We start from the raw sequence: 21449 nt of genomic DNA on the forward strand, positions 1-21449 counted from the left end.
TGATAGTTAACTAAGAATCCACCCTTATAGATTAACAGCAATATCAACATTATTGGTCAGATTAGAATTCATAGCGAAGACCTAGGTGGTAGTAATCTTCTTCAGCATTGTTCCAATCAGTCATTACTGCACCAGCTGTCGTTGCATTACCGTTGTCACCATCACGCATTACGTAACTTGTATAGATAGAAGAGCGAGCCGTTAAGTGGTATTGAACTTCAAACGTTGTATCTTTGTATTCCGCTTCATCACCGCCGCTGTTTTCTAATGAACGGTAGCCCATACGTGCAGTCCAATCATCATTGATATCGTATACAGCTGTTAATTCATAGCTCTTATCTGTCGACTTATCAGAGTAAACGCCTTCAATTTCATCTTGGTTATACATTGCACCAAGTGTCAAAGCGTTTAATTTGTACTGAAGACCTGCACCCCAGAATGTGTAATCAGCATCAGGGTTTGCCGCATTATCACCAGTACTGTTTGCTTGATATGCTAATACAGGCGCTAATGTACCAGCATCACCTAAATCAAACGTATAACGACCTACTGCATTGTAAGAACCATCTTGATCTGAATCTGTGTTACCAAGAATGTATGCAACCGACATATCAAACGCACCAAAACTGTTTTGATATTGGATTGTGCCATCTTGACGGAAAGTTTGAGAAGATGAATTATCAACTAACTGTGATTGACGACCCAGAACCACATCAGACGCGGCAAATACATCACCAATATCAGAAAGCATGATAACGCCAGAGGCTACACGACCAAATGTCACCTTACCTGCTTCTGATGCATCAATACCAGCCCATACGTATCGAGGAGACCAATCACCATTACCGCGAGCTTCAGCTGCGTTTACTTGATATTCAGCCCAACCAATAACAGATACTTGATCATTAACAACTTGAGAACCACCCAAACCGATACGAGCATCAAAATTACCAACAGAATCGCCATCATCATTACGATCTGTAATATTGAAACCTAAACGGCTATACACATCAACTGTCGAACCATCTTCTGCTGTGTATACCGTTGCTGCTGAAGCTGAACCTGCCATTAAAAGTGCTGGTACTGCTAGTGCTAAAAGTGTCTTTTTCATGTTATACGCCCTATATTTTTGAACTTATTTTGGTTTAGCTGTTCTACTTGTTTAGACGCCAAACTCAAGAATACTTGTAATCCATACATGTTTATCTGAATCCGTTGAGACAAATCATGCCCTATTAATTCGCTCTAAAAAATAAAGCTCATTCATAGTTTGACCAAGTTCAAAAACAGCCTTTATAAAAAAGTATAAAAATATTAAAATCATAATGTTATTGCATTTACATCAAATTTTAAATTTACCTTTTTACACCTAGAAATACTCAAGATCACATTTTTCGAGTCTATAATTAACAATTTAGGTGATATTGATCACTACAAATTGATAACAAAAAAGGTCTTGTTAGCTTCTATTAGAAGGAAGATTTGAAGTGAATCACATTATTAATTTTGAGATAAAAAATAAATAGACGAGTAGATTTTTTATTGGCGGGTCTTTTTATTCTAGAAATGAAGAAGTACACTGCAGCCCTAATCTAATTTCAGGTCTGGTTATGTCTTATCAATGCCCTTTATGTCAATCCGAGTTGCACCTTACTAGCAACCAATATCGTTGTGAAAACAACCATCAGTTTGATAACGCGAAAGAAGGTTATGTAAACCTGATGCCTGCTCATCATAAACGTTCTAAAAATCCAGGCGATAATAAAGAAATGATGCAAGCAAGACGTGCATTTCTAGAAGCAGGACATTACCAACCGATGCAACAACAAGTTGCAGATTTATGTCAGCATTACGTAACCGATAGCTCAGCCAATCTATTAGATATTGGTTGTGGAGAAGGTTACTACACCTCTAAAATTGCAGAACAATTAAGTGGCGAAGGCGCAACCGTCTTTGGGCTTGATATTTCAAAGGTAGCAGTTAAATATGCAGCTAAACGCTATCTTAATTGCCAATTTAGCGTTGCTTCTAGTCACCGTTTACCCTTTTCTGACGAAAGCTTAGATGGCATCGTGCGTATTTATGCACCATGTAAAGCAGAAGAACTCCACCGCACAATTAAAGAATGTGGATACTTATTTACGGTAACGCCAGCAAGTCATCACTTGTATGAATTACGTGAAGGTGTATATGGTGATGTTCGCTTACATGATGAAACAGCAGAGGAACTCACAGGCTTTAAGCTTATTGAAGAGAAGAAATTAACTTACGATATGCATTTAAATGGTCAAGAAGCATTACACTTATTAGACATGACACCTTTTGCATGGAAAGCAACAGCTGAGTTCAAAACTGAACTTAAAAATAAAGCTTCTTTTAACTGCAAAGCAGACTTTATGATTAGAGTTTATAAAAAGTAAACAGCAGAAAGTATCAAAAATAAGACGCCAGATAACTATTTAATTAATAACAAGTTATTTGGCATTTTTATAAAAAACACCAATCCCCCTTCTATCTTGCTCTCACTTTTCGTCCATTCCTGCCTACAATATAAAAACGCAGCGTAAAACTTGATGTAGATCACAATACACCGATAAAGCACCATTTTATCGAACTCCGAGAGAACAACGAGGAGAGATATTGTCTGGTCTGATACTTACATATTAATCAATATGGATGAATCTTATGAAGTGTTTACTTATTTGTACGTTGCTGCTTATTTCTAATTATAGTTTCGCTAAGCTGGATAATGTTTACCTATCCTCTGGATTAGAAAAATCATCATTAACATTAAATGGGGCTGAAATTGATTTAGAAAAGGGAGCGTTCATAAAGATCGGTTATCCGTTTGTATTAGCGCCAAATTACAATCTCGTTGTTGAGTTAGAGTACAGCAAGATAGGGAGCTATGAACATCATTTAACCGATAATTTTGGCTATGATAATGTAGAAATAGATGCGAGTTCTATAGGCATGAACTTAAAATATCAATCTTATCTTTTTGATTCTGATTTCTATTTAGCAAGTATCCTTGGCGTTCATCAATATTCTTTAGATTTAATGGTTGATAGTTTATCTCAAACGAATACAAACGGAACAACCTTACAAACAACAATCTCTGGTGAAAAATCAATAAAGGAAGTCGGATTATCTTATGGCGTTGAAATTGGATACTCACTGCCATATTCATTAAATATAGCAGCAAGTTACACCATGGGGAGAGTAATTTCTGATGGCGTTGCTATCGACCTTTTATCAACTCAACTAATCTTGAGTTACATCTTTTAAAGGGGCTTGGCGATCTGTCCTCAACTCTTTGTCTTTAAGTGAAGATTGCTTCAATAAAGCAGAATATAAAGGTTGTCCACCTAACGCCTGAGCAATAAAAGTAGCGCCTAGTGTTGTAACAAGTAAAGGCAATATCAATTGATAATTATTGGTCATCTCTACAACAAGAATTACACCAGTCACAGGCGCTCTCACTGTTGCAGCAAATAACGCCCCCATCCCGGCAATCGCATAGACTCCAGGGCTTGATATCCAGCCAGGGAACCAAGTTGACATTACGACACCATAAGATAGACCAAGTAAAGTACCTAATGCCAACATCGGAGCAAAAATACCGCCCGGTGCTCCCGATGAGAAACAGGCGACCGTCACCACGACTCGTAAAACAAAGAAACCAACCATAAGCACCCAAGCCATTGGGCTATAAAACATCTCAGTAATGATTTCCATGCCACTACCAGATAATTCTGGAATAACTAAATGCAGCAAAGCAAAAGTGCCACCAAACGCCGCGCCCATCAATACGATACGAGACAACTTATTCTGATGAATTTGTTTTACTTTACTTGTTCCTTTTAGAATCCATTTATTAAAGTTAACCCCAATAATGCCAAATATAATACCCAGAATCGCAAATAATATTAGAGAACGAAGTGGAGGAACCTCAAAGCTTGGAATAGTTAAAAATGCTTCTTGCCCATGTAAGGAACGCATAACAATGGTTGCAACGGCAGTCGCTAATGTCACACACTTAATAGATGTAATGTTATATCTAAATTGAGGTCGCATCTCTTCAACTACAAACAAGATCCCCGCTAAAGGTGCATTAAATGCAGCGGCTAAACCTGCTGCTGCACCAGCTGCTGTTAATATATGAGAAGAATGACTAAATCGTTTTCCTTTACTTGCAATCATTCGCCCTACAGTACCACCAATTTGAATTGATGGCCCTTCACGACCAAGTACCATTCCTGAAGCAATAGTTAGCGTCCCTGCAATAAATTTAACAGGTAGCACCCTCGCCCAACGAATTTCCTGAGTACCATCCAATGCCCCTTCAATATGAGGAATACCACTACCCGCTGTTTCTGGTGCAAACTTAAACGTAAGCCAAAAACCCAAAGCGGCCATTGCAGCCCCTGCGAGTACAGCGGCAACTGGAGCTAGATATTCTGAATAAGGAAAGCTATGAATGAAATGTAGACGTTGTTCTGAAATCAAACGGATTGAAGCTTCAAATAAAGCCACAACAGAACCCGCAATACCACCAACTAAAGCAGATAGAAAAAGCAGTGCATAGTAATCAGTTTGTGTAGTTAAAAATTTAGGTGTTGTGCGATGCTTTAACATCCCACCTTGAAAGAAACGAAAATTGGGTGATTTTGGCATTTATCGTATCAACTTAGCACTAAAGAGCATTATGAGCGTTACAGAACAGAGATCATAAATAATTATACGCTCTGCATCTGAATAGACCCTAACCATTTACAAAAACTTAGATTGATTAAATGACCAAGATCGAAGTTTGATATAAATCAAAAAAATAAATAGACACAAAAAAAGCCCATTTCAAAGTGAAGTGAGCTTTATAAAAATTACATTTTATCAATCTTAATAAAGACGGCTACCATCTGGACGAGAGCGCAGTAAATTAAGTACCCACATATATTGCTCTGGACGCTCAGTAACCAACTGCTCAATTGCAATATTCATTGCACGAGCATCGGTTTCTTCATCACCAGATGGAAAATCAGCAATCGCAGGTAGAGTAATAATTTCAAACTGCCCTGTTTCTGCATTATAAGATGGCAACATTGGAACCACTTTCGCTTTTGATAAACGAGCCAATTTACCAAAACCTTTTAATGTCGCTTTTTGAGTCGCAAAGAAAGGCACGAATACACTATTTTGTGGTCCATGATCCTCATCTGGTAAATAATAGGCTAAATAACCTTCTCTAATTGCTTTAATTAACGGTTTAATTCCTGCACTACGAGCATAAATTTTACCACCATACTGCATACGCTGAACATGCATTAGCCAATCAGTAATTGGGTTCTTCTGAGGTTTCATCATAGTCGTCACATGGTAACCACGAGACGCAAGTAAGATCGCAGGAAAATCAATCGCCCACGCATGGGGAGCAAGAATAATAATATTCTCTTTTTGCTCTAAAAGAGGGAATAAATTCTCGCCACCAACAAAAATACCTCTATTTTCATTATGTTTGCGACTGCGAACAATTAACTCAGAGAACCCAAGCATAACTTGGGCCCCTGTAATATAGGTATCTTCTAGTAACTTTTGTTGCTCTTGCTCTGACTTCTCAGGAAAACAAGTCGCAATGTTCAATTTAGCGCGTTTAATCCCACCACTTGGCTTTTTAAGTACCAATTTAACTATCTTTGCTGCTAACTTGTCACGTACTCGAAAAGGAACAAACGCCAAAATAACAGCGAAACCAACCCCTAACCATGTAAGCCAATATCTAGGATGGAGAAACGCCCACTGAAAAGTTGGGTTATATACATTTTTATCGACTTTTTCACTCATGAATAGATTCACTTATTCTTCATTATAAGCCGATTATGATATAACAAAGCATTGCTGATAGAAACCAAGGAAATACGAATGGCTTTTCAATTACCCCCCCGTTTAGAACAAGACTGCATCATTTTAGGTGACCTTCCTTTATGTAAAGTATTAATGATTAAAGAAGAGATCGGCCCTTGGTTAATTTTAGTACCAAGAATTAATGAATTAAAAGAAATACACCATATGACAGAAGCACAACAAATTCAGTTTATTCAAGAATCAAGTGCGGTAGCTCAACTGTTAGAAGATAACTTTGCACCAGATAAAATTAACATTGGTGCATTAGGGAATTTAGTTCCTCAACTTCACATCCACCACATTGCTCGCTTTACTACAGATTGCGCTTGGCCGGGACCAGTATGGGGAAATACAAATGGTGTAATAAGAGAGCAATCGGCTCAAACCTCATTGGTGTATTCGCTTCGTGACAAACTAGATGCTATATCGGGCTTTAAACGTTAGTTAACAACGAATAAAAAATGATGATATAAAAAAGGCAGGACTCAATCGACCTGCCTTTCTTCTAATTTGATACTGCTAATTCTAAGCGTTTTGCAGTTCATCCCATAGATCGGCAACAATAATGCGATCTGCAGGAGATAACTCTGACTTTGCAGCGTCAAGACTTTCATTGATACGTACTTTCAAAACTTCAATATCAGCAATGCCTTCTTCTTCACACTTAGCAACAGATAATGAAATGTGGCCTCTTAAATAGCCGCCAGCAAATAGCTCATCATCCGACGCTGTTTCAATACGAGCATCAATCAGTTCAAGCATTTTTTCTTCAAATTCAATGATCATCTTTTTCCTATTGGACAATAAATTGTTCTTTCGTTAGAGGGGCTATTTGATAAAACTCACGCAATGCATTTGACAACATTTCTACACGTGGAGGTAATCCATTATCTAAAATACCCATCACTTCATTATTTACTTTAGCCATGAATGCTAAACGATCTGGCTCGAAATCACCATTTAAGTTGTCACAACTAACATTAAATTTTAAACCAGCACTTAATGATAGGATCCATTCGTACGCTTGAGGACGGATCTCCACCTTCTCAAACTCAGATTGAACCTGTTCAGTTCGACCGTCTGGTTCATACCAATAACCAAAATCTTCTAATAACCGACGTTCAGGGCCAGCAACACACCAATGCGCAATTTCATGCATACCTGATTGATAAAAACCACGAGCAAAAATAATTCGATGATAATCAAACTCACTATCTGCAGGTAAGTAAATAGGTTCATCGCCACCTAATACGAGTTTAGTATTAAAAGACTCAAGAAAAGTAGCATTAAATATAGAAATTAAATCTGAGTATTGATGAGGCATACGAAAAGCTTAGCAATAATAAAGAGGGCGACATTCTACCTGAAGCAAAGACAAAGACCTATCTAGATAAATAATTTTTATCCTCTGTTTCAAAATTATTCATTATCTGTAAAAAGTGTGCACTGATATTCTCAATAATTATCTCTTTCCTTCTACTGGATCTTCACCACCCGTGAATGACATCACTTTGCAACTTGCTCAATTACTTGATTTAGGCCCTTTTTCTTGGACTGCTATTTCAGCTTGTGCTTTTAACGGTTTATTAATTGGTATTGAAAGGCAAACCAGAGGGAAACCAGTAGGAATAAGAACCTCTATTTTAATTATTTCAGGTACTTATTTTTTCTTAGCGATGGCTATGTCTTTATCTGTTAATTCCCTTGACCATGCACGAGTTCTTGGACAAATCATTACCGGTATTGGCTTTCTTGGTGCCGGAGTAATGATGACTCTCGATGAAAAAATCCACGGCGTTACCTCTGCCGCCATCATTTGGGTTTTAGCCGCATTAGGAATGATGATAGCACTGGGTTACATTCAACAATCAATCATAATTACTTTACTCGCTTTATTTGTTTTATTAGGTATTGATAAGCTTGAGAATACGTTTAAAAGTCTTCGTCGAGGCGTACATCAAAAATTCCTTAATATAAGAACCCACAAACCAAGATCTCAAAACCTCGACAATAGGCATAAATAAAACTAATCCGAAAAGAATCAGAATAGTTTTTTTCATTCGTCATTATTGATTTAATCTCATAAAATCCCTGCCTTATTATTTCACCAACACGACACGGTATGGTATTAGAAAATGTTATTAACAATTCTTTATATTATTGGGATTACAGCTGAAGCAATGACAGGTGCATTAGCCGCTGGTAAGAAAAAAATGGATTGGTTTGGTGTTATGCTGGTGGCCAGTGCAACAGCAATTGGTGGCGGTACTGTGCGTGACATCTTGCTGGGTCACTATCCAGTTGGTTGGGTGAAGAATCCACATTTTCTTGTTATCACTTGCATAGCAGGCGTATTAACCACATGGATTGGCCCATGGGTAGCAAAAAACCATCGTTTCTTTGTATTATTAGATGCAATTGGTCTTATTGTTTTTAGTATTATCGGCTCTCAAGTCGCATTAGATATGGGGTTACATCCATTAATTTGTGTGGTTGCCGCTATCGTCACTGGTGTGTTTGGTGGTTTATTACGTGATTTATTCTGTCGCCAAATGCCAATGGTATTGCACAAAGAACTGTATGCGTCTATATCACTATTATCCTCTGTTCTATACATCGGATTATTACACTTTAATGTCAGCGAATTGATCGCAACTATCGCTACCATTATTATCGGTTTCTCTGCTCGTATGGCAGCAGTAAAATTTGGTTGGTGCTTACCAGTGTTTCATTTAGATATTACCGAAGATCAGCCTGAAAGCGTTAAGAAGTGATAAACGTTAAAGAGGCTAGGGACGAGATCTTAGGGGCTAGGAAGAGCTAAATATCAAATACAAACAGAAAGAGCCAGATCGAATGTAACTTCAATCTGGCTCTTTTTATTTATGTCTATTAATAGTAGAGGAAGGTTCTTCCGCTCTTAACTCGTCCCTAAAAACTAGTCCCTATCTCCTACCACTAAATCTTAGGCGTTTCTGTTTGTACGCCAAAGTTCTGTCCACGATGACGAACTAGATGATCCATAACCACAATCGCTAACATCGCTTCTGCAATCGGAACCGCACGGATACCAACACAAGGATCATGACGTCCTTTCGTAATTAGCTCTGTTTTTTCACCGCTACGAGTAATCGTTTCACCCGGAACAGTAATACTAGAAGTTGGTTTTAACGCAATGTGAGCCACAATATCTTGGCCAGATGAAATACCACCTAAAATACCACCCGCATGGTTTGAACTAAAACCTTCAGGTGTTAATGGATCACGATGCTCAGAACCACGTTGTTGAACCACTTCAAAGCCATCGCCAATCTCAACGCCTTTAACCGCGTTGATTCCCATTAAAGCATGAGCAACATCTGCGTCTAAACGATCAAATACAGGTTCACCTAAACCAACCGGAACACCTTGTGCTACGACGGTAATTTTAGCACCAATAGAATCACCCTCTTTCTTTAGCTTACGAATAAGCTCATCAAAGGCGTCAACTTTACTCGCATCAGGACAGAAGAAGGCGTTGTTTTCAATTTCATTCCAATCAACAGAATCAATGGCAACATCACCCATTTGTGATAAGTAAGCGCGGATCTCAATACCAAACTCTTGTTTTAAGTATTTCTTTGCTACAGCACCTGCCGCTACACGCATCGCGGTTTCACGAGCTGATGAGCGACCGCCACCACGATAATCGCGTTGTCCATATTTCTGATGGTAAGTATAATCTGCATGTCCCGGACGGAACTTATCTTTAATTTCAGAATAGTCTTTAGAGCGTTGATCGGTATTTTCAATCAATAAACCAATTGAAGTGCCTGTCGTTTTACCTTCAAAAACACCCGATAGAATTTTAACTTCATCCGCTTCACGGCGTTGAGTTGTATATTTTGATGTTCCTGGTTTACGGCGATCTAAATCGATTTGTAGATCTGCCTCTGTTAATTCTAACCCTGGAGGGCAGCCATCAACAATGCAACCTAATGCCAAACCATGGCTTTCACCAAATGTTGTTACTCGAAAATGTTGTCCAATAGAGTTTCCAGCCATTACTTCCTCTGTAAATAAATTGATTCGCCACTATTAACTGACTAATAATCAGTTTTCAATAAAACCATATTGTCTTGAATCTCAGTAAGAGTAAAGCCCCTAGCAATGCTTTCTCTCTAAATTAGTGGATGCACCTTTTTCTTACTCCTAATTTTCTTTGCCATAATTATGGTTTTAAAAAACAAAAGCGGCAATTTGTGACTTTGATCCAAAAAGTAATATTAATTGATAAGACTCTCAATTTTAGGAATATCCCTTTACTGACATCGATGCTACAACGTATAATTAACACTTGATTCATTAATGAGCCAAAAACTTAAAATAAATACAAAGATGTTGATAAAATAAACAATTCATGGATGAAGTTTTTAACGAAAGGATAGCAAAAAATAATTGGCATCATTCCTGCTAATTACTTAATATCATTAACGATTAAGAGAAGAAAATGAAACTACTTCGTCTAGTAAAAAAAGCATTGCGTAAAAATAACATCAGCGAAAAGCAACAAACTCTTCGTAATCGTCTTGATTTTGCCATGTCACAAAGTAAAAACGCATAAAAAAAGCCCAATGCGAACATTAGGCTTTTTATCATAATTAAGTATTTCTAGCTTAATCGCGGTAAAGAGAAAACTCTTCAGCACAATCAAGAAGCTGCTGTTTAGTTAACATGAATACACCATGTCCACCTTCAGCAAACTCAATCCAAGTAAATGGAATTTCTGGGTATTGCTCCATCATATGAACCATAGAGTTACCTACTTCACAGATCAAGAAACCTTCATCTGTAAGATAATCAGGTGCATTAGCAAGAATACGACGAACTAATTTCAAACCATCAGATCCAGCTGCTAAACCTAATTCAGGCTCATGCTCAAACTCTTCAGGTAAGCTATTCATGTCTTCTTCATCCACATAAGGTGGGTTAGAAACAATAAAGTTATACTGATCTTTAGGGATATCACGCAGAAGATCTGAACGCATAGGGAACACTTGCTGCTCCATGCCATGATCTTGTACGTTTTGCTCTGCAACCATTAAGGCGTCAGTTGAGATATCAATCGCATCTACTTCTGCATTTGGGAATGCATGAGCACAAGCAATCGCAATACAACCACTGCCTGTACAAAGATCCATAATACGAGTTGGTTCTTCTTTTAACCACGGTTCAAATTGCGTTTCAATTAATTCAGCAATTGGTGAACGAGGTACAAGAACACGCTCATCAACAAAGAACTCAAGACCACAGAACCATGCTTTATTGGTTAAATAAGCAGTAGGAATGCGCTCATTAATACGACGAACGACACGCTCAACAATACGCAAACGCTCTGTTGAGGTTAAACGAGATTCACGAACGTGCGCAGGAACATCAATAGGTAAATACAGAGTAGGAAGAACTAATTGAACAGCTTCATCCCATGCGTTATCTGTGCCGTGACCATAAAAAAGACCCGCAGCATTAAAGCGGCTTACCGTCCAACGTAACATATCTTGTAACGTATGAAGCTCAGAAACGGCCTCTTCTACAAAAATCTTATCCAAAATTGCCCCCAAAACAAGTTATAATACTGCTGTTAATTATTGGAATCTTAAAATGAGCAAAAACGACCACCTATCAGATGACGAACTTTCGCTGTTCCGTGAAGCAGTACAAGGCTCTAAAAAGTTGCAACAGGATACCATAATCCATCAACCGAGTAAGAACTTTAGCGAGCAACAACAGCAAAGAAAATCATTAAAAGAAGGGAAAAATGAAGAGTTTTTCTTTTCTGACGAATTTGTACCACTTCTGAATACAGAAGGACCCGTTCGTTATGCCCGCGATGATGTATCAAAATACGAAGTAAAGCGTCTGCGTCGTGGTGTTTATGTCCCTGATGTCTTTTTAGATATGCATGGAATGAAACAAGATGAAGCAAAGCGCGAATTGGGGTCAATGATCGCCTATTGTTTAAAAGAGAACATTTCATGTGCGAGTGTTATGCACGGTATTGGAAAGCACATCCTTAAACAAAAAGTGCCTTTATGGTTAGCTCAACATCCTGATGTAATGGCCTTCCATCAAGCCCCATTAGAATTTGGTGGCGCTGGTGCTATTTTAGTTCTGCTTTCAATTCCTGATCGATAAAAACAAAAAGATCCCAAATAAGTGCAAAAAGCATGTAGGGATCTTTTTTATTAAGCCTTACTGTTCTAATACTTTATTCTACGGTTGCTGCAACCACAAAAGCTCACTTTTTCCTGTTGCATGAGAAAATTCAACACAAGAAATAGCAGAAGTAGGGAACATTGGCGGCATAATTCCGGGAACAAAATCCGCCGTTAAATACCCTACCAAGGGCAAATGAGAAACAATCAAAATATTCTCAATATCTTCCACACTACCTAAAGCTTTGACATACTCCACCACATCATCAGAATCACCATAAGGTGTTATTTCATCAGAAATTTCAACCTTAGCACCTGCTACATCCAAAATCGGCTTAATCATATGCCATGTTTGTTGGGCTCTAATGTACGGACTCACTAAAACATAATCAAACGTAACACCATGCGTAGCGATTAGCCATTGTGCGATCTTTGCTGATTGACTCTCACCATGTGGGGTTAAATTACGCTCTTCATCTGAAGGAGCATACGCTTCTGCTTCACCGTGACGCATTATGAATACTTTCATTTATTCATTCTCAAATCATTACTAACCTCACAATAGTAGCAAGCAAAACCAAAAAGAGGAAAGAGAGAGTTTGCTACTCTGTGCTATCAGCGCCATAATTGAAAAAAATAAATATAACAATAAAGGTGAAAAATCACCCCCCTATGCCTTCAAACAGGAGCACCCTGTGCATATTAGCCCAAATGATAAAAAACACTATCGATTCATCGAACTCGATAACAAGCTGCCAGTATTACTGATTCAAGATGATGCAGCCCCTCGTTCCTCCGCCGCCCTTTCGGTAAATGTCGGCCACTTTGATGATCCTGAATACCGCCCAGGACTCGCCCACTTTTTAGAACATATGCTATTTCTTGGTACTAAAAAGTACCCTAAAGTCGGTGAATTTCATTCCTTTATTAACCAACAAGGAGGATCAAATAACGCATGGACAGGAACGGAACATACGACCTTCTTTTTTGAGATTTCACACAATGCCTTTGAAGAAGGCCTCGATCGGTTCGGTCAGTTTTTTTATGCCTCTTTATTTAACGAAGAAGCCGTTGATAAAGAAAGAAAAGCTGTCGATTCAGAATATAAATTAAAATTAAAAGACGATGTCCGTCGAATTTATCAAGTCCATAAAGAAACAGTTAATCAAGCGCACCCTTTTTCAAAGTTTTCAGTCGGTAGTATTGATACTTTAGCTGATGCTGAAGGCTCATCTATCCGAGATGAAATGCTGACTTTTTATCAACAACATTATTCCGCTGATTTAATGACTGCAGTCGTACTTGGAAACCGCCCTCTGTGTGAATTAGAGCTACTTGCAACTCAATCTTTTGGTTCTATTCCAAATCAAAATCTTGGTCATAAAGTGGTTGATGTTCCTTATGTCACCGATAAAGAACAAGGCTTCTGGATAAATATAGAGCCATTAAAAGAAGTTCGTAAATTAAGCTTAGCTTTTCATTTACCAAATCAAGATCGTTTCTACAAAACGAAACCATTAAACTATCTTGGCCACTTACTGGGCTATGAGGGTGATGGTAGCCTAATGCTTCACCTAAAAAAATTAGGCTATATTAATTCACTCACCGCAGGCGGAGGAGTCAGTGGCAGTAATTTCAGAGAATTCACTCTGGCTTACAACCTAACAGAAAAAGGACTTGATAAAACCGATGAGATCATCAGCCTTACCTTCCAATACATTGAACTAATTAAGCAACAAGGGCTTGATGAATGGCGCTACAGTGAGAAAAAAGCCGTTTTAGAATCCGCATTCCAATTTCAAGAAAAGAGCAAACCATTAGATTTAGTCAGTCATTTAGTAATGAATCTACAACGTTACCAAGCTGAAGATGCAATATACGCTGACTATATGATGGAAGGTTATCATGAAAATCAAATCATTGATCTTCTTGACTTGCTAACACCAGAGCAAATGCGAGTCACCTTAGTTGCACAAGGTCTAGAGTACGACCATGAGGATAAATGGTATCACACGCCTTATTCAGTTCGCCCTCTTAGCCAAAAACAAATAGCGACTTGGGATACAAAAGAACTGCACCCTGACTTGTTATTACCAGAAAAAAACCCCTATATTTGTTATGACTTAGAGCCTCAATCATTAGAAAACATTACCGAGTTTCCAACTTTAATTGAAGATTTACCTGGATTTAGGCTATGGCATAAACAAGAAGATGAATTCCATGTCCCCAAAGGAATGGTTTACATCGCAATTGATAGTCCCCATTCAATATCAGACCCTAGAAAAATCGTGAAGACTCGCTTATGTGTTGAAATGCTAATGGATGCATTAAGCGAAGAAACCTACCAAGCTGAAATTGCAGGGATGGGCTACAACCTTTATTGCCACCAAGGTGGCGTGACACTAACCTTATCTGGGTTCAGTCAAAAACAACCTTTATTATTAGATGTTATTTTAAAACGCTTTACGACTCGAGAATTCAGTGCTGAACGCTTTGAGTTTATTAAAACGCAATTAATTCGTCATTGGAGTAATGCTTCCAAAGAGCGTCCAATATCACAGCTGTTTAATGCGTTATCTGGGATTTTACAACCAAACAATCCCCCTTATCCTGTATTACTTGAGGCTCTGGAAAGTCTAGAAGCGGATGATTTACCCAACTTTGTTCAGGCCATGTTTTCTGAGTTGCATGTCGAAATGTTTGTCTATGGTGATTGGTCAAAACAACAAGCGCTTGATTTAGGTGATTCTCTCAAAAATGCATTACGCATGCAAAATCAAACCTATGAAGAGTCTTTCCGACCTTTGATCATGCTAGGTAATTCTGGAACTTTTCAACGAGAGTTATTCTGTGATCATTCAGATTCAGCATTATTGATTTACTATCAATCTCCAAAAGAAGATCCTCGAAGTTTTGCGCTGTATACCTTAGCGAATCATTTAATGTCGGCGTCTTTCTTCCACGAGATACGAACAAAACAACAACTTGGTTATATGGTTGGTACCGGAAATTTACCGCTAAACAAACACCCAGGTTTAATTTTATACGTCCAATCACCTATGGCACCACCTGCTATTTTATTAGATTCAATTGATGAATTTTTAAATGCGTTTTATATGGTGCTATTAGAGTTAAATGAAGCTCAATGGCAAAGCAGTAAACAAGGATTAATTGATCAAATATCTGATCCAGATACAAACCTGCGTGGACGAGCACAACGTTTCTGGGCTTGTATTGGTAATAAAGATCAGAATTTCAACCATAAAGAACGTGTCACTGACGATCTAAAGAGTTTAACTCGTACTGAGATGCTGCGCTTTGTGGTTGGAATATTAAAGCCACGCACAGCTAACCGGTTGATTATGCATTGCCAAGGCACTGAGCATCAACAATATGATCGTTTAGATGTAGGCTTAGAGATTGACTCTATTGATGAATTTCAACTTAGAGCTAAAGATGTGAATCTCGGATAGCCTTTTATTTTGATGAATAGATAAAAAGCCATCATAATTAGTTGATTATGGTGGCTTTTATTTTCTATTTAGATTGTAAAACGGTGGCTATATAAACGATTAAGTGTTCTATTATTGAGTGAATCGGTCTCCGTATTTATCGGCATATTTCTTCATTAATACTGCTAACTTATCTTCACCTAATGCCGCCATGTAACTAAATGGTCCACCTAAGAAAGGAGGGAAACCAATCCCAAAGATAGCACCAATATCACCATCTCTTTCTGAACGAATAATGCCTTCATCCAAACAACGTTTTGCTTCAGATAACATAGGAAGCACACAGCGCATTGCGATGTCTTCTTTAGTCAACTGAGAGTGTGGTTTGATATTAAGTAGAGTGTAAATATCTTGGTCAGGCTCTTTCTTCTTACCTTTATAGATATAGAAACCACGTTTGGTTTTCTTACCTAAACGCTTATCAGCCATTAAGATTTTGAACACATCGGGGCTACGGAATCTATCACCTAATTCAACTTCCAATATCGGCATAATTTTCGCGCCAATATCCACCCCCACTTCATCTAATAATGAAATTGGACCAACAGGGAACCCAAAATCTAATAGTGCTTCATCAATCACTTCTATTGGTTCACCGGCTAACAATAATCGCGCCGCTTCATTCATGTATGGCGCTAAAATTCGATTAACATAAAAACCAGCACAATCTTTTACAACTATCGGTGTTTTACCCTGTTGCTTAGCTAAAGAAACGACCGTTGAAATAGTCTCATCACTGGTGGTTTCATGGGGAATAACTTCGACCAATGGCATTTTCTCTACCGGACTAAAATAATGTAGACCAATAATATTTTCAGGCCTTTCTGCCCTCTCGGCTATTTGGCCTATTGGAAGCGAAGAAGTATTCGTTGCGAAAATAATATCTTCTCGCCCCTGTGCTTGCACTGCTTTCACCATCTCTTGCTTCAGAGCTAAATCTTCAAAAACAGCTTCAACCACAACATCTAATTTTTTAAAGCCACTAAAATCTGTCACGCCCGTAAGTTGCAACATCTGCTGCTGTAACTTAGCTTTGGTTACTATTCGACGTTTTCTTAATTTATCTAAGCGCTGGTAATGATATTGGTATGCGTTTAGCAGGCCATCATTACTGATATCTTTAATAATGACATTCTTCTTCGCTTTTACGATAGATACGTGAGCAATCCCTCCCCCCATTAAGCCGCCACCTAGCACACCAACATGATTAATTACTTTTGGTTCGGCATCACTGCCTTTTTCTTTTTTCATTTCAGTCATAGCAAAAAATAAAGATCGCAATGCTGCAGATTCTGGAGTCATCGCTAACTTGCCAAATTGAGCAGCTTCTCGCTGTAGACCTTTTTTGATGCCTTTATCTAGCCCATATTCAATGCTATCTAAAATTGCCGCAATCGCAGGGTAATTACCTCGTGCTTTTTTTTGAGCTTGTTTTTCAGCTTGAGAAAAAATAACATTGCGACCAATTGGGTTTCTCGATATTCCCCACTCTTTGACATCTACTTTATTTTTGGATTTTTTCTTTAATGCAAACTCCGCGGCAGTTCGAGATAAAATAGACAAAGGAACTGAAGTATTAACAACGCCCAGTTTCTCTGCTTTTTTCGGTCGTAATTGCTTACCTGTAAGAATGATATCTAAACTGGCTAGCAAACCGATTAATCTTGGTAATCTTTGTGTTCCACCTGATCCGGGAAGCAAACCCAATTGAACCTCAGGCAAACCTAACTTAGTTTTATTGTCATCACTACATATTCGATAATCACACGCCAACGCTAATTCAAGTCCACCACCTAAACACGGGCCATGAATAGCAGCGACAGTCGCAAATGGTAAATCTTCGATACGCTGGAACAGTTGTTGACCTTTTTCAGCCAACACTTGAGCTTCTGCCGCGCTTTGACAACTCGCTATCATGCTGATGTCTGCACCTGCTATAAAACTATCAGGCTTACCAGATTGAATGACTAAGCCTTTAATCTCTTTTTGCTGTGCTTCGATCTCATCCAATACTTGTGAGACTTGCTCTGCGAATTCAGCTTTTAAGGTATTCATTTTTTCATCGATGACATCAATGGTCAGCCAAGCAATATTTTGCTCATCTTTATGCCATACAAATGCGCTGGTATTTTCAACAAGTTCCATCGATTTATGTTCTTTTGCTACACTCATTATTCAACCTCCAATACCATCGCTGCACCTAAACCACCAGCCGCGCATGCTGTATTTAGCCCAAGCCCCCCACCACGACGTTTTAGTTCTCGCAATGTTTGAATAATCATCCTTGCCCCTGTGGCCGCAAATGGATGACCGTAGGCAATAGAACCGCCAAGTACATTGAATTTATCCATATCAACTTCACCAATGGCTTTATCTCGCCCTAAGCATTCTTTAGCAAATTTATCAGACGAAAACATTTTTACGTTCGATAAAGTCTGCGCTGCAAAGGCTTCATGCATATCAATCAAGGTTAAGTCAGACAGTGAAATACCGGCTTTATCAAGTGCCATTGGTGTAGCATAAGACGGCCCCATCAACATATCGTGATGTACGTCTATGGCACTAAAAGCAAAAGATCGAATATAACCAAGTGGTTCATAACCTAATTCTTTCGCTCGCTTTTCACTCATTAATAGCAATGCAGCTCCACCGTCTGTTAACGGTGTACTGTTCGCTGCTGTAACTGAACCATATTTACGATCAAAGGCTGGTCGAAGTTTTGCGTAACTCGCAAGATCAGAGTCATGACGAATATTATTGTCTTGATCTAACCATGTTTTATAAGGTTCTGGAAATGCGGTCATTACCTCATCTTGTATCAATCCACCTTTCCACGCTTTAGCCGCTAAAGAATGGGAACGATGAGCTAATGCATCTTGTTCTTCACGCGTGATCCCGTGACTTTTTGCCATTTGTTCGGCCGTTTGTCCCATTGAAATACCAGTAGAATATTCAGCGACTGCTGGAGGTACTGGCGCAATGTCTTTTAACGATAATGTACGAAGAAGGGACAATTTTTGGCTCATGGTTTTAGTTTTACTTAACGCAAGTAACGTCGAGGCCATTTTCTTTGATACGCCAATAGGAAGAACGGAAGAAGAATCCGCACCGCCGGCAATTCCGATATCTATTGTGCCCGCCATAATGCTTTCCACCACATTAGCCGTTGTTTGGAAACTGGTTGCACAGGCACGGGTCACACTGTAAGCATCTGTACCAATGTTCATTCCCGTGCCTAATACGATTTCACGTGCAATATTTGGTGCTTCTGGCATTTGCACCACTTGCCCAAAGACAACTTGATCAATCAGTTTAGGATCGATGTCGGTTTTATCCATTAATGCTTTTACAGCAAGCTTTCCTAAATCTACCGCAGGCGTAGAAATAAAAGCGGTCGATTGCTTAGCGAATGGGGTTCGAATGCCTGAAACAACCGCAATACGATCACCTTGTCGTGTTGTGAGTGGTTGATAGGTCTTTGATAGTTTGCCATTTGACATCGCATCTCCTTGCGTAAACACTAAAAACGTAAGTGGTCAGACCTGGATTGTAACTAACTTGTTAATTATGGGAAGTACGTTATAGTAGAAATGTGAGCGGAGAATTATTAATCACTCATAATTTATTGTTTGTCAGTAGAAAATGACAATATCACTAAGAAAAATGGAAACGAATAGGATAACGGTGGGATGTAACCTACTGACTATTTTGATAAAAAAAAACCACATCAATCGATGTGGTCAGAATAAAAAACAATTAACGAATAGTCAATTGTAAAATCAGTTTCACCTGATAAGGAGAAAGTAAAGTCAGCCTTCAAAAGGAAATGTTATCTTGCTCAACGGGTTGATTGCTCAACCAGATAACGAGATCAACTATAACGTGAATCTCAATTCATTTATTGAAATAGATCAATTTTATGTTCTTTTACTACTTTTATTCAAATCAATTAAACACAACAAAAGCAGTTGCAAAACATATCAATTTTACCATTCATTAACACTCACCATAAAATACCATTTAAAAATCATGATTAATCATCAATTTATCTTCACTGCCATTACAATTTAGAGTGTAAGCTCTAAATGTAAAAAGTTCTATTTATTTCACAAATAAAACAATAAGTTAAGATTAAAAACACAACAGAAACCAACATAATAAATTAGAGTTTAAGCTCTATTAATATCAACTGAATTGCTATTTATGTACAAATCACGACCAGATCACGAATTTTAACGTTTTTTTAGCAGTGGTCGGATTTGTCGTCTATGATCTGATCGTTATTATCTCGGCGTCGAGATCTCAGTCTCAACTAAAATAAATCTTTTCGGTCGTAAGAATTGAAAGGAAATAACAATATATGGAATATAAAAATTATGAATAAGAAGCGCTTGTTTTCTAAAACACTTCTAGCAGCTACCATCACTCTTGCAACACAACAAGCTACTGCTGCCGGTTTCCAACTAAACGCACAATCAGCAACAGGCCTAGGCCGTGCATTTGCTGGTGATGCTGTAATCGCTGATAACGCATCTGTAATGTCACGTAACGCCGCTGCAATGGCTCTTTTTGATTCATCACAATTTTCAGGCGGTTTAAACTACATTGATACTGATATTGAAGTTAGTGATATCAAATATGACGCTCAAGAAATTGATGATGCGAATAATGGCAGTGGTACACCAGTTCCTAATATTTACTACATTCATCGTTTAAATGACAAATGGGCATTCGGTGCTGGTATTTATTCCAATTTCGGTACAGAAAATAATTTTGAAAATGATTTTGGTACAAGTCCTACAACAATTGGAGCAAGCGCTCTAGGTGGAACAACTGAAATTAAAAGTGTTAACTTTGCTCTAACCACATCCTACCGTATTAACGAGCAATGGAGCGTTGGCGGTGGATTAGATATTATCTATGGTGCAGGCACTTTAAAACGTCAAGTATCAGTTAAAAACCCAGTCACTGGCGACATAGCAACAGCTGCAACATTAGTTGATATTGATGCTACAGGTACAGGTCTTGGATTCAATCTTGGTACTGTCTACGAATTAGATGAACGTAACCGTTTCGGTTTCTCATACCACTACAGCCCAGAAATTGAAGCTGAAGATGGCAATCAAAAAGTAACGTTGCCACTTCCTGATATGATTGAGTTTTCTGGTTACCACGAAATCAAAGACACTAAATTCGCAGTACATTACTCTGTTCAATACATAGGTTGGAGTGATTTCGATCAAATCGAGTTCACCAATAACCCAAGTGGCCTAGGTGAAAGCACATATGATTGGCAGAATGGTATGCATTACGCGATTGGTGGTACTTACTTCCTAAATGATGCATGGACATTACGTGCAGGTTACATGTACGACACAGCAGCTCAAGATGAACTAACATCAATTTCAGTACCGGATTCAGATCGCCAATGGTTCTCTGCTGGTTTCAGCTACCACTTTGAGAAAAAACACACTGTTGACTTCGGCTTCACTTACCTAATGGGTGATGATGTTAAAGTTGAAGAATCATCGCTTCAAACTCTAACAGCAACAACACACGCAGATGCAATTCTTGCTGGTGTTCAGTACAGCTACAGCTTCTAAGATTTATTCTTAAAAGTTTAAAACTAAAAGGTCAGCACACGCTGGCCTTTTTTGATCGTCACTTACACAAAAATAATATTATACAAACTAGAAACGATACGCTGCGCTAACTAGAACGCTTCGCTCTATAAGAGCCTCCTCCAACTCTCCCTTCTATTTACTTTAATCAATCTCAATGATTCATCAGCAAAGGGAAGAACAATATTGTGATCGCGGTGGCTATAACAAATGATGGGCAG

The 21449-nt window shown here is 38.4% G+C and carries 18 protein-coding genes; 8 read left to right on the forward strand and 10 right to left on the reverse strand.

Annotated features, from left to right (window positions below):
* Positions 1 to 61: 61 nt before the first annotated feature.
* Positions 62 to 1111, reverse strand: coding sequence for a porin (locus tag BTO22_RS08890; RefSeq protein ID WP_105055168.1), 1050 nt, complete (start codon positions 1109 to 1111; stop codon positions 62 to 64).
* 499 nt (positions 1112 to 1610) lie between these two features.
* Here BTO22_RS08890 and rlmA point away from each other — a divergent pair, with 499 nt between their 5' ends.
* Complete coding sequence (gene rlmA, locus BTO22_RS08895; RefSeq protein ID WP_105055169.1) at positions 1611 to 2420, forward strand: 23S rRNA (guanine(745)-N(1))-methyltransferase; 810 nt, start codon at positions 1611 to 1613, stop codon at positions 2418 to 2420.
* Positions 2421 to 2685: 265 nt separating this feature from the next.
* Positions 2686 to 3288 (forward strand): outer membrane beta-barrel protein, encoded by a 603-nt coding sequence (locus BTO22_RS08900; RefSeq protein WP_181044584.1) that lies wholly within the window; start codon positions 2686 to 2688, stop codon positions 3286 to 3288.
* On the opposite strand, the gene clcA is transcribed toward BTO22_RS08900, so the two are convergent.
* Both clcA and lpxM read right to left on the reverse strand, forming a co-directional pair.
* Positions 3265 to 4677: a H(+)/Cl(-) exchange transporter ClcA gene (gene clcA, locus BTO22_RS08905; RefSeq protein ID WP_105055171.1), complete on the reverse strand. Its 1413-nt coding sequence runs from the start codon at positions 4675 to 4677 to the stop codon at positions 3265 to 3267. The genes BTO22_RS08900 and clcA overlap by 24 nt on opposite strands.
* Positions 4678 to 4899: 222 nt before the next feature.
* A complete protein-coding gene (gene lpxM, locus BTO22_RS08910; protein WP_105055172.1) occupies positions 4900 to 5841 on the reverse strand; it encodes a lauroyl-Kdo(2)-lipid IV(A) myristoyltransferase in 942 nt (313 codons plus the stop codon).
* A 78-nt stretch (positions 5842 to 5919) separates the two neighbouring features.
* Here lpxM and BTO22_RS08915 point away from each other — a divergent pair, with 78 nt between their 5' ends.
* Entirely contained in the window at positions 5920 to 6345 is a 426-nt protein-coding gene (locus BTO22_RS08915; protein ID WP_105055173.1) for an HIT domain-containing protein, read from the forward strand.
* Positions 6346 to 6426: 81 nt separating this feature from the next.
* Here the strand turns inward: BTO22_RS08915 and BTO22_RS08920 are convergent, their stop codons facing one another.
* Positions 6427 to 6687, reverse strand: a complete 261-nt coding sequence (locus tag BTO22_RS08920; protein WP_105055174.1) for a YfcL family protein — start codon at positions 6685 to 6687, stop codon at positions 6427 to 6429.
* 7 nt (positions 6688 to 6694) lie between these two features.
* Positions 6695 to 7225: an elongation factor P hydroxylase gene (locus tag BTO22_RS08925; RefSeq protein WP_105055175.1), complete on the reverse strand. Its 531-nt coding sequence runs from the start codon at positions 7223 to 7225 to the stop codon at positions 6695 to 6697.
* Between the two features lie 172 nt (positions 7226 to 7397).
* Here BTO22_RS08925 and BTO22_RS08930 point away from each other — a divergent pair, with 172 nt between their 5' ends.
* Together BTO22_RS08930 and BTO22_RS08935 are read left to right on the forward strand one after the other, a co-directional pair.
* Positions 7398 to 7925, forward strand: a complete 528-nt coding sequence (locus BTO22_RS08930) for an MgtC/SapB family protein (RefSeq protein ID WP_105055176.1) — start codon at positions 7398 to 7400, stop codon at positions 7923 to 7925.
* A 111-nt stretch (positions 7926 to 8036) separates the two neighbouring features.
* Complete coding sequence (locus BTO22_RS08935) at positions 8037 to 8675, forward strand: trimeric intracellular cation channel family protein (protein ID WP_105055177.1); 639 nt, start codon at positions 8037 to 8039, stop codon at positions 8673 to 8675.
* 184 nt (positions 8676 to 8859) lie between these two features.
* Here the strand turns inward: BTO22_RS08935 and aroC are convergent, their stop codons facing one another.
* Both aroC and prmB read right to left on the reverse strand, forming a co-directional pair.
* Positions 8860 to 9945: a chorismate synthase gene (aroC, locus tag BTO22_RS08940; RefSeq protein ID WP_105055178.1), complete on the reverse strand. Its 1086-nt coding sequence runs from the start codon at positions 9943 to 9945 to the stop codon at positions 8860 to 8862.
* A gap of 611 nt (positions 9946 to 10556) precedes the next feature.
* Positions 10557 to 11489: a 50S ribosomal protein L3 N(5)-glutamine methyltransferase gene (gene prmB, locus BTO22_RS08950; protein WP_105055180.1), complete on the reverse strand. Its 933-nt coding sequence runs from the start codon at positions 11487 to 11489 to the stop codon at positions 10557 to 10559.
* Positions 11490 to 11541: 52 nt separating this feature from the next.
* On the opposite strand from prmB, the gene smrB reads away from it, so the two are divergent.
* Complete coding sequence (gene smrB, locus BTO22_RS08955; protein WP_060991522.1) at positions 11542 to 12075, forward strand: endonuclease SmrB; 534 nt, start codon at positions 11542 to 11544, stop codon at positions 12073 to 12075.
* 78 nt (positions 12076 to 12153) lie between these two features.
* Here smrB and sixA read toward each other — a convergent pair whose 3' ends face one another.
* Complete coding sequence (sixA, locus tag BTO22_RS08960) at positions 12154 to 12624, reverse strand: phosphohistidine phosphatase SixA (RefSeq protein WP_105055181.1); 471 nt, start codon at positions 12622 to 12624, stop codon at positions 12154 to 12156.
* A 166-nt stretch (positions 12625 to 12790) separates the two neighbouring features.
* Between sixA and BTO22_RS08965 the strand changes: the two genes are divergently transcribed.
* Positions 12791 to 15568, forward strand: a complete 2778-nt coding sequence (locus BTO22_RS08965; protein WP_105055182.1) for an insulinase family protein — start codon at positions 12791 to 12793, stop codon at positions 15566 to 15568.
* A 111-nt stretch (positions 15569 to 15679) separates the two neighbouring features.
* Here the strand turns inward: BTO22_RS08965 and fadJ are convergent, their stop codons facing one another.
* Together fadJ and fadI are read right to left on the reverse strand one after the other, a co-directional pair.
* Complete coding sequence (gene fadJ / locus BTO22_RS08970) at positions 15680 to 17779, reverse strand: fatty acid oxidation complex subunit alpha FadJ (protein WP_105055183.1); 2100 nt, start codon at positions 17777 to 17779, stop codon at positions 15680 to 15682.
* Positions 17779 to 19107: an acetyl-CoA C-acyltransferase FadI gene (gene fadI / locus BTO22_RS08975; RefSeq protein ID WP_105055184.1), complete on the reverse strand. Its 1329-nt coding sequence runs from the start codon at positions 19105 to 19107 to the stop codon at positions 17779 to 17781. The genes fadJ and fadI overlap by 1 nt, the downstream gene beginning before the upstream one ends.
* 876 nt (positions 19108 to 19983) lie before the next feature.
* On the opposite strand from fadI, the gene BTO22_RS08980 reads away from it, so the two are divergent.
* Entirely contained in the window at positions 19984 to 21210 is a 1227-nt protein-coding gene (locus BTO22_RS08980) for an outer membrane protein transport protein (protein WP_105055185.1), read from the forward strand.
* The last annotated feature ends 239 nt before the right edge of the window (positions 21211 to 21449 follow it).

Origin of the sequence: Aliivibrio sifiae, from assembly GCF_002954705.1 — a bacterium.
GTDB classification, from domain to species: Bacteria; Pseudomonadota; Gammaproteobacteria; order Enterobacterales; family Vibrionaceae; genus Aliivibrio; species Aliivibrio sifiae_A.

Coding starts and splice junctions, on each gene's coding strand:
- BTO22_RS08890 (WP_105055168.1), bottom strand. CDS start 1,111: ATGAAAAAGACACTTTTAGCACTAGCAGTACCAGCACTTTTAATGGCA.
- rlmA (WP_105055169.1), top strand. CDS start 1,611: ATGTCTTATCAATGCCCTTTATGTCAATCCGAGTTGCACCTTACTAGC.
- BTO22_RS08900 (WP_181044584.1), top strand. CDS start 2,686: ATGAAGTGTTTACTTATTTGTACGTTGCTGCTTATTTCTAATTATAGT.
- clcA (WP_105055171.1), bottom strand. CDS start 4,677: ATGCCAAAATCACCCAATTTTCGTTTCTTTCAAGGTGGGATGTTAAAG.
- lpxM (WP_105055172.1), bottom strand. CDS start 5,841: ATGAGTGAAAAAGTCGATAAAAATGTATATAACCCAACTTTTCAGTGG.
- BTO22_RS08915 (WP_105055173.1), top strand. CDS start 5,920: ATGGCTTTTCAATTACCCCCCCGTTTAGAACAAGACTGCATCATTTTA.
- BTO22_RS08920 (WP_105055174.1), bottom strand. CDS start 6,687: ATGATCATTGAATTTGAAGAAAAAATGCTTGAACTGATTGATGCTCGT.
- BTO22_RS08925 (WP_105055175.1), bottom strand. CDS start 7,225: ATGCCTCATCAATACTCAGATTTAATTTCTATATTTAATGCTACTTTT.
- BTO22_RS08935 (WP_105055177.1), top strand. CDS start 8,037: ATGTTATTAACAATTCTTTATATTATTGGGATTACAGCTGAAGCAATG.
- aroC (WP_105055178.1), bottom strand. CDS start 9,945: ATGGCTGGAAACTCTATTGGACAACATTTTCGAGTAACAACATTTGGT.
- smrB (WP_060991522.1), top strand. CDS start 11,542: ATGAGCAAAAACGACCACCTATCAGATGACGAACTTTCGCTGTTCCGT.
- sixA (WP_105055181.1), bottom strand. CDS start 12,624: ATGAAAGTATTCATAATGCGTCACGGTGAAGCAGAAGCGTATGCTCCT.
- fadJ (WP_105055183.1), bottom strand. CDS start 17,779: ATGAGTGTAGCAAAAGAACATAAATCGATGGAACTTGTTGAAAATACC.
- fadI (WP_105055184.1), bottom strand. CDS start 19,107: ATGTCAAATGGCAAACTATCAAAGACCTATCAACCACTCACAACACGA.
- BTO22_RS08980 (WP_105055185.1), top strand. CDS start 19,984: ATGAATAAGAAGCGCTTGTTTTCTAAAACACTTCTAGCAGCTACCATC.